The organism is Algibacter pectinivorans (assembly GCF_900112595.1).
Classification (GTDB): Bacteria; Bacteroidota; Bacteroidia; order Flavobacteriales; family Flavobacteriaceae; genus Algibacter_B; species Algibacter_B pectinivorans.
In genome coordinates this window covers 72,044-89,956 of sequence record NZ_FOMI01000010.1, presented here as the reverse complement: position 1 = coordinate 89,956, position 17,913 = coordinate 72,044, and the positions used below count along the sequence as shown (strand labels likewise).

Below are 17,913 nucleotides of genomic sequence, written 5' to 3'. Positions count from 1 at the left end.
AATTATGAAAACAATTTTTAAATGTATTATAGGTGTATTTCTATTTTCTATATACTTTTCCTGCGACGAGTCTACAGAGAACACATCTGGGATATCAATAAACACCGAAGATTTTACAATTAATGCACCACTTGTAGTAAAAAAACTAGATACACTAGGATTTCTAAAAGGAAGTTCTAATAAAGGAGAAGTAACGTTCTCTTTAATTTCTCAAGCACCAGAAAACAGTGTAGTACTAGGACTACGATATGGAGAAATAATTGTCGAGAGTCCAGAGTTTTTTAATTCTAACATTACAGACGAAGTAATTCTAGTTATAGAAGTTAAAAAAGGACAAGAAACTAAAATATCCAACGTAACCATTCGTAGAAATTTAAACGACCCAGACGGAGATGGGGTAGAAAACAGTATAGATAGCGACCCCAATAACCCATGCCTACCAGTACAAGATGTAATTTATACAGGGTATAATTCTTATAATAGTATTTGGCGCGAGGCCGATTGTGATCAAGATGGTATTTCTAATATAGAAGAGCTAAATAGTGGTACTAATCCTTATTTTGATGAATCTTCAATAGGAGATACAGATGGAGACGGTCTTCGTGATGATGTCGACCCAAATCCTAATGATCCATGTTTGCCAGAGCGATTTATAGGTTATCAAGAATTTGATTCAGATAATGCAGTATGGGCAGCTGCAGATTGCAATGGTAATGGTGTATCTAATGGAGAGGAATTCGCCCAAGGAAGATCGCCATATCCTTTTCCAAATTTAACATGTAACGAGATATTTAATTTCGAATTAGAAAATTATGCCAGAGAATTAAGAACCGTAGACTCTAACAATGGAGAAGGCGTAACCATAGGTGTTATTGGAGGTAATTGTGGCACTATCCTATTCACAGGAGGAAGTATATTTAATCAAGGGTGTTTTAATGAAGATGTGAGTGTACCATTCTTTTTTGAACCGGCAGATCAAACCTCATCAAATGGGAGGGTATTTGTAGAGCTAACAGAGTATTCATGTTTGTCCGAAGATAGAGTTTCTAGTAGATCGTTTACTGTAGAAGGCCTAGGAACCTATACAGGTGCTTCTAGCACGATAGAGTTAACCTATATTATTACGCAACTAGGAGAAGACATTCCTGATGATGAAAGAGTAACTACAGGAACATTATTAATCAGGCCATTGTAGTAGTAAAATTAAAAGGTTTTACAAAGTATAAATTTATTAAAACAAGAATTATGAAATATAAAATAAGTATAAAAGGGCCTTTTTTGTTAGCAATTTTTACATTAATTTTTAATTATTCATGTATCGATAATAATGAAGAATTTGTTAGTGAAGCGTCTGATAATGATGGAGATGGCGTGCTTAACAGCTTAGACCAATTTCCCGACGATCCATGTTTACCTATTCAAGAAAGCACATATACTAGTTTCAATGTTTTTAGTCTTATTTGGCAAAATGCAGATTGTGATGGTGATGGTATATTAAACGCAGAAGAGTTTGAAGATCCAAGTCGTAACCCTTATGTCAATGAAGAGGCAGACACCGACGGCGATGGCGTGCCAGATTTTTTAGATCCAGCACCACAAAACCCCTGTGTGCCAGAACAAAGTGAGGGCTATATTGGTTTTGATTCAAATAACGGTGTTTGGGGTAGCTCAGATTGTGATAATGACGGAGTATCTAATATAGACGAGTTTATTAATGGAACAGACCCTTACAAAGGCTGTAACTTAGATTTCGATTTTAGTAATTTTGAAGGTGAACTGCAGGTAAGAGACTCTAATAATGGAGATAATATTGTAGTAGCTTCTTTACTAACGAGTTGTAACGAAATATCAATAAGCGGAGATTTTTTAAACTTAGGTTGTATTAATAGTAATATTGAATTTTTACTTTTTTTAGATCCTTTTGTAGAAGGAGGAAATGAAGGGAATGCCATCGTTGAAAACGCTACTTTTAATTGTACTAATGAAGCAGGAGAAACTGTAGAATATACATTTAATGCAAATGGTTTCTTTAGCGGTAGCGATGGGTTTATGGAGTTTTTTGGCTATACTTTAACAGGTGGCGGAGAAACCATTACAGGAAACTTATTTATAGAACAAATTTCAGATGGCGGTGGAAACGAAAAAGATAGATGTAGTTTTGAAGGTGAGTATAATAGTATAGTAAATATTGATGGAAACGAAATTTTTGGTAGCGCTATCTTAACACAAAATCCAGAAAATTGTAATGAATATATTCTTGGGGGGGACTTCTTGAATCAAGGTTGTAATAATAATTTAGAATTAGGTGTGTTTTTAGGAGAAGAAGAAGGTGGTTCTGAAGTTATTATAAGCGAAACCACATTTTCTTGCGAAACAGATTCAGGTACTACAGAATATACTTTTAGAGGTTTTGGAAGTTATTCAACCTCAGAAGGTTTTATAGAATTATCGGAGTTTACCTTAATAACTTCCAATGGCTCCGAAACTAGTGGAACTATATTTTTTGAAGCCTTATAATAAGTTTTATGGCAACGCAAAAAATAAACTTGTTTATATATAATTAACTATCATATTATGTTAAAAATAGAAAAAAAAATGACTTTTATACTTACAGTTTTAATAAGCTTTTTAGCTTTTAACTGCGACAATAACAGCGATCCTGTTATTAGAGATTTTGGGGGGGATAATACTAACCAACCCGTAAACACTATTTCAAGAGATACCTTAAGAATACCTGTTGTTCATCACATCTCTAGAAATAATGCCGGTACTAATGCAGCGGTTACAGAGGAAAGAATAAATAAAATAATGGGAGACATAAATAAAAATTTTAAATCTGGAAAAATTCAATTTTTTACTAAATCCATAAATTTTATAAATAATACAACATGGAACACTTCTTTTGTAAAACAAGATGATTTTACCGAAAGTAAGGTTCTAAGTTCATTTGAGGATGACAAAGCTTTAAACATATTCTATTTTATAAAACTATTAAATAGGCGTAATGGAGAAATTACCGGAGAGCTAGGAGCAACTGCACTATTTCCAAATCAAGGTAATAATTTAAAACTCAGTGCCTCGTCAGTAGAAATTCAAAATACGGCAACGGCAACACACGAAATAGGCCATTATTTAGGGCTTTATCATACCGATGACGATTTTAAGGATAGCCAAGGAAGAATTGAGTTGGTTGATGGGTCTAATTGTACCGAAGCGGGTGATAAAATTTGCGACACACCAGCTTCGCCAGACCTTAATGATAGCAATATTGACGAGCCATCTTGTAACTATATTGGTACAGAAAGAGATCCGGCAGGCATGCCCTACAGCCCAGATACTCAAAATTTTATGATTACTTGGTCGGGTACAGATACAGATGGAACTTTATGCAGAAGACACTTTAGCCAGGGCCAAATAGAAAAAATGACATCAGTACTAAATAATGAAAGAGCTTATTTAATAACTAGAGAATAATAACATTTTTAAACAATACGTAGTTTACTAAACACTCATAACCATATTTATAACTACATGAAAATACTATTTAGCAGTATAATTTTTATTTTTTTAACTATGGCAGTATATAGCCAAGAGTCTTTATATGTGCCTAGGGAGTTTAAAGAAGCCTATAAAAGAAAGACTCGCGACTATAATGGAAATCCTGGGGAGCACTATTGGCAGAATTTTGGAGTCTATAATATTGAGGCTGAGATAATTCCTGATGGTTGGAGAATTTTAGGAAAACAAACAATACTATATACTAATAATAGCCCAGATAGTTTGTCGGAAATTGTTATTAAAATGTATCCAAATCACTATAAAAAAGGAGGAGTACGTGCTAATAAAATCCCTCTTAAAAACTTAACAGATGGTATGGATATCTCAAATTTAAAGGTAAATGGTGAAACTGTTAGTTTAAGTATGGACGCATCGATAAGTAATTTAGCCCATGCCGTTAAAGAAAAGAATACAAATAATAATATATCTGTTAGTTATAATTCAACCTTTTTAACATTAGAATTCAATAAAAAACTTATACCTCCTAACTCAACTACAACATTTTCTATGGATTGGGAAACAGAGATGCCTTTAATTTATGTTAATAAAATAGGTGCCTACGATAGCCAAAGTGCTTATATGGGCTACTGGTATCCTCAAATAGCAGTCTATGATGATATTGATGGATGGGATAAAAATGAATATACAGGTGCTCAAGAATGCTATACAGATTTCGCAGATTTTAATGTTAAAATTAAAGTGCCTAAAGGGAATTACGTATTTGCCACTGGAGATTTATTAAATCCTAAAGAGGTGCTAAGTACAACCGAATATTCGGTTTACAATTTATCAAAAAGAAACCTAGAAGATCTTAATATTTTAAACCATAAAGCAAAGAAAAATAATACTGTTGGTTCACCATCTATTTGGCAGTTTAAAGCTAAAAATGTAAGGGATTTTGGTTTTGGTGTAACTAACAATTTTAATTGGGTAGCAAATACTACTACCCTTAAAAATAAAGCTGTTTCGTCCAATATTATTTACAGCCAAAAAGACGAAAAAAACCTTAGAGATCTTTTAGATACACAAAACAAAAGCATTCAATATTTATCGAATGAGTTACCTGGTGTAGCCTATCCATATAATAGTTTTACATCATTTATTGGTGTGCCAGAATTTGATGGTATGGAATTTCCAATGATGGCAAATAATGGCTTTTCAAATAACCAAGTAAGTAATAATCTTATGACGTTCCATGAGATAGCACATACTTATTTACCTCATTGGGTGGGTGTAAACGAGGTTAAATATTCTTGGATGGAAGAGGGGTGGGCAACATTTTTAACCATTAAATTTTGTCAAGACTTTTATAGAGGTACCAAATTTGAAAATTATGAATTAAAACGAGCTATAAGAAGTTATAATAAAAGTGCAGGCAAACAATGGGAAACTCCTTTATTTAGTCCGTCCAATTATATGGTGGTTAGAAATATGCATTTTCAACAATCATATCGAAAACCAGCATTTATGTACTTGGCTTTAGAATATTTATTAGGAGAAAAACTATTTAAAACGTGCTTAAAAACGTACTTAAATAGATGGAAAGGTAAACATCCATCACCTTTTGATTTTATGTTTACTTTTAATAACGTAAGTGGGAAAGACTTAAATTGGTTTTGGGAAAAGTGGGTTTTTGAATATGGTTATGCCGATTTGGCTTTAATTAAAATAGAAGGATCAAAAGTAGTTTTAGAAAATATAGGAGGTCTACCTGTGCCAGTGTCTTTAAAACTTACTTACAGCGATAATAAAACATCCGTTATAAATAAAACACCAGAAATTTGGTTGTCAGGAAAGTCTAAAGCGTTAATAGAAATTGTAAATGAAGAGGATTTAGTATCGGTAGAGTTAATTACTAGTGCGTTTCCAGATGTAAACTCTACAAATAATTTATTAGAGGTTTATATAGAATAGATTAATTGTGCTGTTATATTGTTTATCTATCTCATATAAGTTCGCAAAAAGCCGATTTCGCTAGTACGATGTTTTTAAGTAATAAGGCGTTAAAAATACTTTAAAATTAGAAATGAGAAAACTTGAGTTGCATTGGCAAATAATGATTGGAATGACTGCCGGTATTTTAGTTGGTTTAGCATTAACTCAAGTAGATTGTGGTAAACAATTTGTTGCAAATTGGATACAGCCTATTGGAAATATTTTTGTAAAACTTTTAAAATTAATAGCGATCCCTTTAATATTAGCATCTTTGGTAAAGGGTGTTTCCGATTTAAAAGATATTTCTAAATTTAAAAGTATAGGTTTTCGTACTGTAATTATTTATATGGTAACTACATTGGTTGCAATAACAATTGGTTTATTATTGGTTAATATAGTTCAGCCAGGAAAGGGAATTCCCGCAGGAGTTATAGAAAAACTTATAGATACGTACTCTAAAGATAGCGCAGTAACTTCTAAATTACAAGAAGCTTCTTTACATAAAGAAAGAGGGCCATTACAGTTTTTAGAAGAAATTGTACCCGATAATGCTTTTTTTGCAATGAGTGATAATGGTCTGATGTTGCAGGTTATCTTTTTTACAATATTCTTAGGTATTTCCATTTTATTAATAGGGGAAGAAAAAGGAAAACCATTAAAAAACTTTTTTGACTCTTTGAATGAAGCCGTTTTAAAGATGGTAGATTTAATTATGTTAACGGCACCTGTAGCGGTATTTGCTTTGTTAGCAAGTGTTGTGGTATCTTCTAGTAATCCAGATTTATTATTAGCATTATTAAAATATGCAGGAGTAGTTGTTTTGGGGCTTTCTTTAATGTTAATTTTTTATTGTATTGTAATCTATTTATTTACAGGTTATAGACCCTTAAATTTTTTAAGCAAATTAAGTCCAGCCCAATTATTAGCTTTTTCAACAAGTTCTAGCGCAGCAACACTTCCTGTTACTATGGAACGTGTTGAAGAACATATTGGAGTAGACTCGGAAATTACAAGTTTTGTCTTACCGGTTGGTGCTACAGTTAATATGGATGGCACTAGTTTATATCAAGGTGTAGCAGCAGTATTTATCTCTCAAGCACTAAGCTTCGATTTAACCTTTGCAGATCAGTTAACTATAGTATTTACTGCTTTATTAGCTTCGATAGGTTCTGCTGCTGTTCCAGGAGCAGGTATGGTTATGTTGGTTATAGTTCTAGAAGCTATTGGTTTCCCTTCGGATAAGTTGGCTATTGGTTTGGCTCTAATATTTGCTGTAGATCGTCCATTAGATATGTGTCGTACCGTAGTTAATGTAACAGGAGACGCAACGGTATCTATGTTGGTAGCCAAATCTGTTGGAAAATTAGGTAAGTGCAAAATTAAAAATTGGTGTGGCGACTTAAAGAAGTAAATTATTAAACTAAAATTTTAAAAAACTAATTTCTATGAAATATAACAATACATTGGGTACAAACTTTAATAATGACCGTTTCTCATTAAAAAAGCTTATACTTGTAATAACTATGGCTTGTATAATTTTCATGTCTTGTGGAAATAAAAATGATGGTTCAGTAACTAAACCTGAAAGTAAATCTTCCATAGCGCCTCTTTTTAATAATTCAATTGTATCAACAAAAATAGATTTTATAAAGTCAAGTGATCCTGATGCTTTTTTAAATCTTTCCTATAAAGGACAAGAAAAAAAAGAAATGCCAGATAGCAGAAGTAACCAATTGTTCGACCAGAATACGTATGTGTTTGAGGCAATTTTTACAGATAATATAAAAATTGAAATTTGGGTTCATAGCTCATTTGCGAGTACAAGTGTAGCGCAGCAATATGCTAGTAAAGTTGCAGGACCACTTGGAAAACTTCCTAACTTAATGCGAACAAAAATAAATCATATAGTACTACTTAAAGGAGACGGAACAAATAGTTCCGAGGATGAAGGTGGATTTATTATTTTATATTCAGACAAAATAGATACAAGAATTGTTAACAATGATTTAGAAGAAACAGTGTTTCATGAATCTGCACATGTAAGTTTTGATATTCCTTATGTTAAAAGTGGTAATACTTGGAAACAATTACAAACTAACGATAATAACAATTTTATAACGGTATATGCTAAAAACAACCCGAATAGAGAAGACTTGGCAGAGTTTGCCCTGTTTGCTTATACAATGATAGTGCACCCAAACCGTTTATCATCTGAAATCGAGGATTGGGTAGAAACAAACAATCCAAATCGTCTTGCTTTTTTTAAAACTATTTTTAAATAAAAAAAGAAGGCAAAGCATTCATAGAAAAAAAATGCCAATTTAGAATAAGATACTTTAGTTTAAGACTAAGTTTTATTTTGATTGGATTTTTGGAGCATTCGATTTAATAGCCCCAATAAAAACCGAAGGCTTAAAAAAATAAGTTATTAAAGGTTGTTTTAATATTAAAAATATAGCCTATTGTACAAAGGAAATAAAATTTCAAATTACTATATTGAGCAGGTCTAAAGAGATATGCTACAAAATAACCAATCTATAAAATAGTAAATTATGAATCCTAGTAACCAACCTATATCCGAACCAAGAAATAAAACTTTAGTCCCAATTTTAATTATAGCAGGTCTATTTTTTATTTTCGGTTTTGTAACCTGGATAAATGGAGCTTTAATTCCGTTTATGAAAACGATAAGCGAGTTAACATCGGCGCAATCCCTTTTAGTGGCATCGGCTTCTTATATTTCATTTGTAGTTATGGCGTTGCCTGCATCTTATATTTTAGAAAAAACAGGTTATAGAAAAGGCATGTCTTTAGGACTATTTATTATGGGCTTAGGAGCATTAGTGTTTATACCTGCTGCCGGGGCGAGAACCTACTGGATGTTTTTAGGAGGTATTTTTATACAAGGTGCAGGAATGACCCTTTTACAAACAGCATCCAACCCTTATATTACTATTTTAGGCCCTATAGAAAGTGCAGCAAAACGTATTTCAATTATGGGAATAGCCAACAAGGTAGCTGGTGCATTAGGATCGCTTATTTTTGGAGCGCTTTTACTATCGGGAATCGACGAGATTAATGAGCAGTTAAAAACCGTTTCGAGTACCGAAAAAGCGCAGTTGTTAGATACTATGGCAGATAGCGTGGTAATGCCTTACATAACTATGGCTATTGTTTTATTTGTATTAGGCTTATTAATTTTAAAAGCACCATTACCACACGTTGAGCCGGAGCCAATAGAAGAACCAGAAAATGGAACAACTACAAAAACTAGTATTTTTCAGTTTCCGCATTTATGGTTAGGCGTGTTAACCTTATTTATGTATGTAGGTGTCGAGGTTATTGCAGGCGATACTATTATAGCTTATGGTATTTCTTTAGGAATTCCTGCAGCAGACGCCAAATTTTTTACAACCTTTACATTAATGGCTATGGTGGCAACCTATGCGCTTGGTGCTATTTTAATACCAAAATATATAACTCAAACTAAGGCCTTAAAATTAAGTGCGCTAATAGGTATAATATTTTCATTGTGCATTGTTTTTACAACAGGTTTTACCTCTGTTTTATTTGTAGCAGCCTTAGGTATTGCCAACGCTTTAGTTTGGCCAGCAGTATGGCCTTTAACATTAAATGGTCTTGGTAAATTTACTAAAACGGCATCGGCACTATTAATTATGGCTATTTCTGGGGGGGCTATAATTCCGCCTCTGTATGGGCAACTTGTAGATGGTAATAAAGCAGCATATTTAGCCGAAGGCATGAACGAGGCTTTAGCTACTGCAACGGCATCTACAAAGGGCTACTGGATTTTGTTACCCTGCTATGCTATAATTTTATATTATGCTATTTCGGGCCATAAATTAGGATTGAAAAAAGAGAATTAATACTCTAGCTTTTTGGTTAACAAAAGGCTGTTTTTATTAACAAGTAAGTAAATTTTTATAAAACTTAAACTACTTTTGTTAAAGTTAGAAGTTGTAATTCTTATTTGAAAAATAAATTAGCCATTTATTTGGAGACGTACACCTTCTGTAAATAAATGTAATATGGTGTTAAGACTCTTTTCTTTAGTTGTAATATTTCTGTTAGCTATGTCTTGTGGTAGCGATGACGATTTACAAGAAAATCAAGGTGTTAATAGTTTTTATAGTAATACCTTCAAATCGGCTTCAGAAACAGATTTGTATGGTATTTGGGCTATTTTTAATGTTGAATACCAAGGCGTTGTTGCAGATGTACCTCTTAACTACCAAGAGTGCGGTAGAGATTTCTTTATTTTTTCAGAGAATAAAACATATACCGAATATGTATTTGAAAGTAGTGGATGCGACTATTTTTTTAATGTGCTTAATTGGGAGTTAGAAAATGGTATAATTAATTTATCAAATAATTTTAATCAAAATGATGAGCTTGTTGTTACTAAATTAGACAAGAATCAATTAGTATTTAAAAGTAGGTTTGATATTGATGAGGATGGCGAGTTAGATGTTATAACAATTTACGCTAAACCTTATAAACCAAACGAAATTGATGTAATTTCGAATACCTTTAATAGAAATAATGAGCCTGGGTTTGAAAACTTAATAAGTTATAATTGGGATGCTTATGCAGGGTTTAATGAATTTGATCGTTACGAGATTTATAGAAGTGAAGGCGATAATTGTTCTAAAGGAAATGCCACACTTATTAAAACGATAACAGAGGTAAATGAAACTGAATTTACAGACTTAAATCCGTCAAAATCCGCAAAAAGACTTTGTTATTTTCTTAAAGTTTATACCAATAAAGGTTTATTAGGAGAAAGTTATCTTAATGATTTTACTACAGAATATATTAGGCCGTCGCCAGTAAACCTTTACGAGCCTACTGTAAACGCCAATCAAATTTCTTTTAATTGGAATAAAAGTGAAGATCCGTACTTTTCACATTACGAATTAGCGTTTTCAAATTATGGTGGAGGTACTGGTTCTAGTCAACAGGAATATACCGTTGCGATCTTAAATGATATAGAAGCTACGTCTTTTGTTGATGAAAATCCGCCTTACCTAGAAAATCCATTTTACGTGCTTTATGTGCATAATATTTTTGGTAATAAAACCAGTTTTGTTAATTATGATGTTACTACGTTTTGGGAGGTAAACTATAAACGACAAGAAATTATAGATATAAAAGCTATAGAGAGTTATGTCATAGATAGCAACGAGCCTATGGTTTATTTTTATGGTAAAGAGCGTGGGCAAGAAACAATTTATAACATTCATCGTTTTAATTATGAAACTAAGCAAACCGAAGCTGTTTCCAATTATACCCCAAATTTTTCAACAGGAATACCTATAAAAACATTAAGTACAAACTATGGTAAAGAACTTTTTATAGAGCAAGCATCAGAGTTATATGTTTATGATGCGGCTACCCTGGAATATAAATATGCATTAAAACCCAATATATTAGGAGTTCATGATTTTATATACACCAATAATGGCTATTGGTTATTTATAACTAATAATGAGGTTTATACATTTACTAGAGATAATGCCAATTTAACCTTAGTAGATTCTAAGCCACATTTTACAAACCATCAGGGTAGTTTTTATTATAAATGTTTTGGTTTAAATAATAACAAAATAATTGTTGGTCATAATAATGAAGTGAATAGTTATGTGTTTGATATAGATGTAAATGGCGTATTATCCTTTAATCAAATTGTGCCAATACCAATTTTGAATAATTGGGAATCAAAAAGCGAATATAACGCTGCAGGCCAATACATAATCAATTTTAAAGAAAACAGATTATATTCAACAAGTTCTTTTGCCTTACTAGAATCTTTCGAAGAACCTTATTTTAGTTCAGGTTTAAGCATTGATGGAACAACTATTTTCGGAACCAATAACGATCCTAATTGGCAAGTCAACTCAGAAAGTATTCATAAAAAAGAAGCCTTACAATTTAATAGAAATACGCAATTAGTAACCAAAACCCCAACAATTGGTTATCCTTTAGTTGTTTTTGAAAACTACAAAGGCGATGTAATGGGCATTTCCAGTGGTTTAAAAAAAGAAAGGTTAACTGATAATATAAATGATAAAGCTGATATTTTTATCGAGCGTATTAAATAGATTTAACTTAAACACAAGTGCTTTGTTTGTAGGTAAAAACTGTTTGTGTTTAAAAAAAATTAAAAATAAATCGATAAAGAGGTTGTTTTTAACGATTAATTACATAAATTTGTTTAAGAATCCCAAAAATCTACAACATGAACATAAAGGTTATAGTAATAAGTTTAGGCCTTTTATTCTTTACAGGCATGAGTTATGCACAAAAAAAGAAAGCTCCTAAAAGTTTTATTAGTGAGAAAGTAACAATTAGTAAATACCATAACAAAGGTGAGCTAGAACGTATGCACAAGGGACAGTTAATAACCTTATATACAGAGCGTATAGAGGTTTTAATTAAGACATTGCCATATATTGCTTTTGCAACAAAACCTGGTATTACAATGGCTACCTTAGGTATTCCAACTAACAACGATAATAAAAAGGCGTTGGATAGTCAGTTTGATTCTACCGATACGTTTATGGAAGAATCTAACACATTTCTAGTGGAATATCTTCCCTATGCAGATACTGGTAGTTTAATTTCTGGTATTTTGTTTTACGAGGACATAATGAAATCATTGCATCAATATAACGATTTTCATTAAATTTTTATAATCTATCTTTTTAGTGTTTTAAGTAAGGAATAGTTGCTTGTAGTTAGTATTATGCTTTGTTTTTAACGGTTATAATGGTATTTAATCGATTTCTTGTGCGTAAAAATCATTATAAGTATGTTATATAACGAAAAAATTGGTATTTCATGGATTTTTGTCTAATTTTGAATGTCATCTAAAATTAGCAAATAACTTTAGTTTTAAATAAAAAATATTATGAAAAATTTCACCCATTATATATTCATTTTATTGGTTATATCTGTAAATAGTTATGCTCAACAAGAAAAGGGAATAGTAGGCGAAGAGAACTGGCTAAATAATTGGACAGATTTTAGGCCAAACCAAAATGAAAGCTTAGAGCCTACAAAAATATTAACAGGTAGCATAAGTGAAAATACCACGCTTTATAAAAAAGAGGTGTATTTACTGCTAGGAAGTGTATTTGTTTCTAAAAATGTAACACTTACAATCGAACCAGGAACAGTAATTATAGGCGATTATAGTTCTATTGGTTCTCTTACAATTGCTAAAGGTGCTACTATTATGGCAAAAGGTCTTCCAACAGACCCAATTGTTTTTACATCTAACCGTAGCGTTAAAAAAGCAGGTGATTGGGGTGGGATAACCATACTAGGAGATGCGCCTTCTAATAAATTTGGTAACGGTTCAATAGCATCATTTCATAGCAATTTAAATTCAGAATCTTATTCTTCTGTGAATTATGGTGGCGAAAATAATGAGGATAGTTCTGGGGTACTAAGTTATGTTAGAGTTGAATTTGCCGGCAAAAGAGTGGCTAGTGGTAACTATTTTAGTGGTTTATTATTAGCAGGTGTGGGTAATGAAACTGTAGTAGAAAATATTATGGTAAGCTATGCTGCTGGTAATGCCGTTGAAGTTTTAGGAGGAAACCTTAGTATGTATAATATGGTATCTTACAAAGCCAATAGCAACGATTATAAATTTAATTACGGAGCGCAATGCCAAATACTTAATTCTATAGCTATTCGCTCCCCTTATGTTTCTAGCAATGAAGGTTCAAGATGCCTACAAGTGTTATCCTATAGTAAGAAAGATGAGGTAGATTTTACAAAAATCGGAACACGTGTGGATGCTAAAAATTTAACCTTTTTAAATGATAGCAAAGATTTAGGGACAGATATTAAAATGAATTTAGTTCAAGAAGCTGTTTTTATTGGTAAGGATGCTGCGCTTAATATGAATAAGAGTGTTATTTCTGGATTTAACCCAGCGGTTATTTTAGATGAAAAAATAGCAATTAATCAAGAAAATTTAGAGAAAATAAACTTTACAGCTATGCTATTTAATAATTGTAATGGAAACATATTTGTGGAATATAATTCTAATAATGAAGACTTAGAAAACTGGTACGGTAACAGTGCATTTTTTAATGTGTATTCCAAAGGTGATAATTTTGAAACTTTTATAGATACCAGAAGTGCTAAACGACCAGATTACAGATTACGAATCAATAAAATTATAGCATCAAACGAAGTGGATCCAGATTTAAGAATGGATTGAAATTAAGACCCTAGTATCAATATTTTCCTATTTACCCTCTCATAAATCTTGAAAATTTTTAATTATGCTACTATTATATAGGCTATTAGTTTCTAGATGTTTTATTAAAAAAATAAAATGGCATGAGGAAATTTACTTTATTTTACATTCCGGTTTTATTCGTTTTTTATTTTAACGATGTAATGTACTCCCAAATCGTAATTAGTAAGCCAAACTTAGAGTTTACGCAGGCCTGTGCTAGTCCTTCTTTTAACACTTATAATGTTTCTTTTTCATTTTCACCAGAATCTGAATTGGAAGCTTCAAACCAATTTATTGTAGAATTATCTGATGGATTAGGTAGTTTTTCTAATGCTACGCAAGTCTATATTTCTAATGCAGGAGTTGTTACAACATCGCCAGTAACTTTTAGTTTTTCAGTACCTACTACAACATCAGGTGAAGCCTATAGAATCCGAATTAAAAGTACGGCACCTACATCAACAAGTTTAAGCTCTAATGCATTTCCTGCCTATTTTAAATTACAAGACACGCCCTTCTCAATAAATAATTTGTTAGCTTCTGGGGTGTATTGCTCTGGAGGAAGCTACCTTTTAACTATAGATAACCCTGGCAGGTCAGAAAATGATTCGCCATTACAATACAGTTCTTTAACCTTTAATTGGTATAAAGAAACTAGTCCAACAACATCGGTATTTATTTCAGAAGGTAATACCTTATCTGTTAGCGAACCAGGAACCTTTTTTGCCGAAACTAATTATGGAACATGCACATCAAATTCATTTTCTAATCGTGTAACTATAAGTGAGGCGGCTTCAGACTCCAAAAGTAATATTAGTTCTAGTTTAGGAAACCCATATTGCTCAACCGATGGTCCAACCGTATTAAGTGCTATTAACGCCAATGGATACCAATGGTTTAAAAATGGTGAAGCAATTGAAGGCGCTACAAAGCAAATGCTAGAAACCAATGAAACTGCCGAATACACGGTAAACATCGATTTAGGAAGTTGTATGACGAGTGCGACTATAAATTTAGATGCTTCTCAATTTTCTAGTTCCATAAATCTAGAGGATGTTAATGAGTTAGATGAAAATGAATCTTTTTTAGCCACCGTTTCAACTATGACTAATGATTATGAGTTTTCGTGGTTTTTTAATGATGTTTTAATTGAAAACGCAACTACAAATAGCTACGAAGTTTCAGAAGTTGGTGCATATAAAGTTACTGTTACGCAAACGGTAGGTTGCAAATCATCAACAACATATAATTTTACTGCGCAATCCACATTTCCTAGCGTCGAAAAAATTCCGAATGTAATTAGTCCAAATGGCGACGGAGCAAATGATACATGGATAATACCTAAAGCTTATGCAAATGGGACTAATACCGAAGTAGTAATTATAAACGCCCAAGGCAATATTGTTTTACAAACCAAGAATTATCAAAACAATTGGCCAGAAAAACAAATCGATTTTAAAGATATAAATCCACTATACTATTATATAATAACCACAGCTAATGGTAAAACAAAAAAAGGTTCAATAACCGTATTAAGGTAGCATGAAAAAATATCTATGTCATATAGTTCTATTTTTCTGTATTATACAGCAACTCTATTCTCAAGCGGATGGAGTTGTGGCGTTTAATATACCTGCCCGAAATTCATTAAAATTCAATAAACAATTTATTAACCCAACCTTTAGTTTTGTAAGAGAGCAAAATAAATATATAAGCATTAATAATAATCGGCAATGGGCACAATTTGATAATGCTCCAGAAACTTATTTGTTTAGTTATTCCGGTAGGTTTCGAGAAAATGTTGGGGCTGGTTTAAGTCTGTTTCAACAAAATTATGGGATACTTAATACCTTTGGTGGAGTTGCCAATTTTGCATACAATGCCGTAGTTGATAGGTACAGCAATTTAACTTTTGGGCTTAATCTAGGTTTTTATAAAAGTGGTATAAATCAAGGTGCTGTGGTTACCAATGTAACCGATGCTTCTATAGATAACTACCCTTCAAGTTCGGTAATAACTATTAACCCGGGTATAAATTATGGTCTCGATTTTTTCGATTTTGGGGTTTCGGTTAACAATTTAGTAGCCTATAATTTTACTAACTCAAAAATGATTGAAGATAATCCAGAGCAAAGCCTTCAGGCGCATTTGTTGTATACGGGTTATGTAAATACGCGTGGTTTTTTTGATGAAAGTAAGTTTACAGGTTTAATTAGTTCAGACTTTAAAAAAGACAATACAGTTATTTCAGGTATGGTAATGCTTATGGTACCAAAAGGTATTTGGGCGCAAGCGGGCTATAACAGTTTATATGCAATTTCTGCGGGAATAGGTTTAAATGTTACTAACCAAATTGCTGTTGAATATAACTATGAAAAAGGTGCAGGAGGATTTTCAGCCTTCGGAAATTCTCATGATATTACAATTGCTTATAAATTCAATAATAACTATAGATACGATTATAGCGGTGATGATGATGAGGATGGTTTGCTAATGTCATCTAACAAAAAACGTAGAACATTTAAAGCGCGCAAAAAGCCATCAAAAAAGAAAACGACTAATACACCAAAATCTAAAACGCCTAAAGTTGTTGCAGCAGAAGCTAAGGCAAAGGAAGCAGCAGCAAGATTAGAAGCAGAAGAGCAAGAGCAAGCACGAATAGCGGAACAAGCAAAAGTTCAAGCAGCAGAAGCAGCTAAAGCAAAGGAAATAGAAGCAGCAAGATTAGAAGCAGAAGAGCTAGAGCAAGCCAAAATAGCAGAACAAGCAAAAGTTCAAGCCGCAGCAGAAGCTAAAGCTAAGGAAATAGAATCAGCAAGATTAGAAACAGAAGAGCTAGAGCAAGCACGAATAGCCGAACAAGCAAGAGTTCAAGCAGCAGCAGAAGCTAAAGCTAAGGAAGAAGAAGCAGAAAGAGTTCAAGCAGAAGAGCAAGAACAAGCACGAATAGCGGAACAAGCAAGAGTTCAAGCAGCAGCAGAAACTAAAGCTAAGGAAGAAGAAGCAGAAAGAGTTCAAGCAGAAGAGCAAGAACAAGCACGAATAGCGGAACAAGAAAAAGTTCAAGCAGCAGCAGCTAAGGCTAAGGAAATAGAAGCAGCAAGATTAGAAGCAGAAGAGCTAGAACAAGCCAGAATAGCAGAACAAGCAAGAGTTCAAGCAGCAGCAGAAGCTAATGCGAAAGAAGAGAGCGAGGAACAAATAGAAGAAGTTCTTTTAGATGAAGTTTTAATTGAGTTTAAAAAGTCTAGAGATGATGCATTAAAATCTCAAGCGCTACTATTTAATCAGTTAAATGAAAAAGTAGACAGTAAGCAAGAGGATTTAGATAACTTAAAAGAAGAAAACGATTTAAGTGAAAAAGGCATTGTTAGTCAGCCAAAAGTATTTAAAAGTGTTTCAGCAGAAAATGCCGAAATAGAAAGCTTAAAACTTAAAATTGATAATTCAATAAGTTTTGGTAAAGCTAAAATTACAGAAATAGAAGCTCTATATGAGGAAAGACTTAAAAAAGTAAAAGATAAAAATGATGCTGTAAATATTGAATATGTAAATACTATAGAAGCATTGAAAACCGACATTTCAAAAGCACAACAAAAGAAACAGAAATTAATTTTGGCCTTAACAGATATTAAGTTAGCAACCGATTTTGAAAGAAGACGACGAATAAAACGTGCCGATTATGATAATGAAGAGGATAGATATAATAAAGATAGATCAGCCTTAGAGCGCATAAAGAAATTTACAGAACCAAGTGCAAAAGTATTAACAACAGAAGATTTTGATTTTGGAGAGCCACTTAGCAACATTCAAATAGTAAATGGTATTAATAACGTTGATGAAGGCTATTATTTAGTAATTGCCGTACATAAAGATGTAGCTAAAAGAGATGAGTTTTTAAAGAAAGCTATTCAGTCTGGGGAAAATAATGTGGACTTCTTCTATGATATAAATAGTAGTAAATATTACATTTATAGCGAAAAGTATAGTAGTATAAGTCAAGCTAAAGTTGCGCTAGATAAAAGTAAAGGAAGTAAACCATTAAACAGTAAAATGTCTATGGTTAAAATACAGAACTAAATGATTTTAAATATAACATTATGGTGCTTTTTGTTGAATTTGGATAGTTTAACTTATAAGTT

General features: G+C 32.4%; 12 protein-coding genes. All 12 read left to right on the top strand.

Annotated elements, in window-relative coordinates; genetic code table 11:
* The first annotated feature begins 4 nt into the window (after positions 1-4).
* The 12 genes from BMY96_RS13875 to BMY96_RS13820 all read left to right on the top strand — a co-directional run bounded on the left by BMY96_RS13875 (position 5) and on the right by BMY96_RS13820 (position 17,851).
* The gene (locus BMY96_RS13875) at positions 5-1,195 is read left to right on the top strand and encodes a CREC-EF hand family protein (protein WP_092853218.1); all 1,191 of its coding nucleotides are present in this window, start codon (positions 5-7) and stop codon (positions 1,193-1,195) included.
* 50 nt (positions 1,196-1,245) lie between these two features.
* Positions 1,246-2,517 (top strand): CREC-EF hand family protein, encoded by a 1,272-nt coding sequence (locus tag BMY96_RS13870; RefSeq protein WP_092853216.1) that lies wholly within the window; start codon positions 1,246-1,248, stop codon positions 2,515-2,517.
* 78 nt (positions 2,518-2,595) lie between these two features.
* Positions 2,596-3,474: a M43 family zinc metalloprotease gene (locus BMY96_RS13865; protein WP_175473583.1), complete on the top strand. Its 879-nt coding sequence runs from the start codon at positions 2,596-2,598 to the stop codon at positions 3,472-3,474.
* Between the two features lie 99 nt (positions 3,475-3,573).
* Positions 3,574-5,472, top strand: a complete 1,899-nt coding sequence (locus BMY96_RS13860; RefSeq protein ID WP_139205262.1) for a M1 family metallopeptidase — start codon at positions 3,574-3,576, stop codon at positions 5,470-5,472.
* 112 nt (positions 5,473-5,584) lie between these two features.
* Entirely contained in the window at positions 5,585-6,904 is a 1,320-nt protein-coding gene (locus BMY96_RS13855; RefSeq protein WP_092853210.1) for a dicarboxylate/amino acid:cation symporter, read from the top strand.
* Positions 6,905-6,938: 34 nt separating this feature from the next.
* Entirely contained in the window at positions 6,939-7,775 is an 837-nt protein-coding gene (locus tag BMY96_RS13850) for a hypothetical protein (protein WP_092853208.1), read from the top strand.
* 270 nt (positions 7,776-8,045) lie between these two features.
* Complete coding sequence (locus BMY96_RS13845; RefSeq protein WP_092853206.1) at positions 8,046-9,380, top strand: sugar MFS transporter; 1,335 nt, start codon at positions 8,046-8,048, stop codon at positions 9,378-9,380.
* 162 nt (positions 9,381-9,542) lie between these two features.
* Complete coding sequence (locus tag BMY96_RS13840; RefSeq protein WP_092853204.1) at positions 9,543-11,615, top strand: lipocalin family protein; 2,073 nt, start codon at positions 9,543-9,545, stop codon at positions 11,613-11,615.
* A 137-nt stretch (positions 11,616-11,752) separates the two neighbouring features.
* On the top strand, positions 11,753-12,199 hold the full coding sequence (locus BMY96_RS13835; RefSeq protein ID WP_092853202.1) for a hypothetical protein: 447 nt from the start codon (positions 11,753-11,755) through the stop codon (positions 12,197-12,199).
* Between the two features lie 225 nt (positions 12,200-12,424).
* The gene (locus BMY96_RS13830) at positions 12,425-13,750 is read left to right on the top strand and encodes a hypothetical protein (protein ID WP_092853200.1); all 1,326 of its coding nucleotides are present in this window, start codon (positions 12,425-12,427) and stop codon (positions 13,748-13,750) included.
* A 122-nt stretch (positions 13,751-13,872) separates the two neighbouring features.
* Positions 13,873-15,312: a T9SS type B sorting domain-containing protein gene (locus tag BMY96_RS13825; RefSeq protein ID WP_092853198.1), complete on the top strand. Its 1,440-nt coding sequence runs from the start codon at positions 13,873-13,875 to the stop codon at positions 15,310-15,312.
* A gap of 1 nt (position 15,313) precedes the next feature.
* Positions 15,314-17,851: a PorP/SprF family type IX secretion system membrane protein gene (locus tag BMY96_RS13820; protein WP_092853196.1), complete on the top strand. Its 2,538-nt coding sequence runs from the start codon at positions 15,314-15,316 to the stop codon at positions 17,849-17,851.
* Positions 17,852-17,913: the final 62 nt, after the last annotated feature.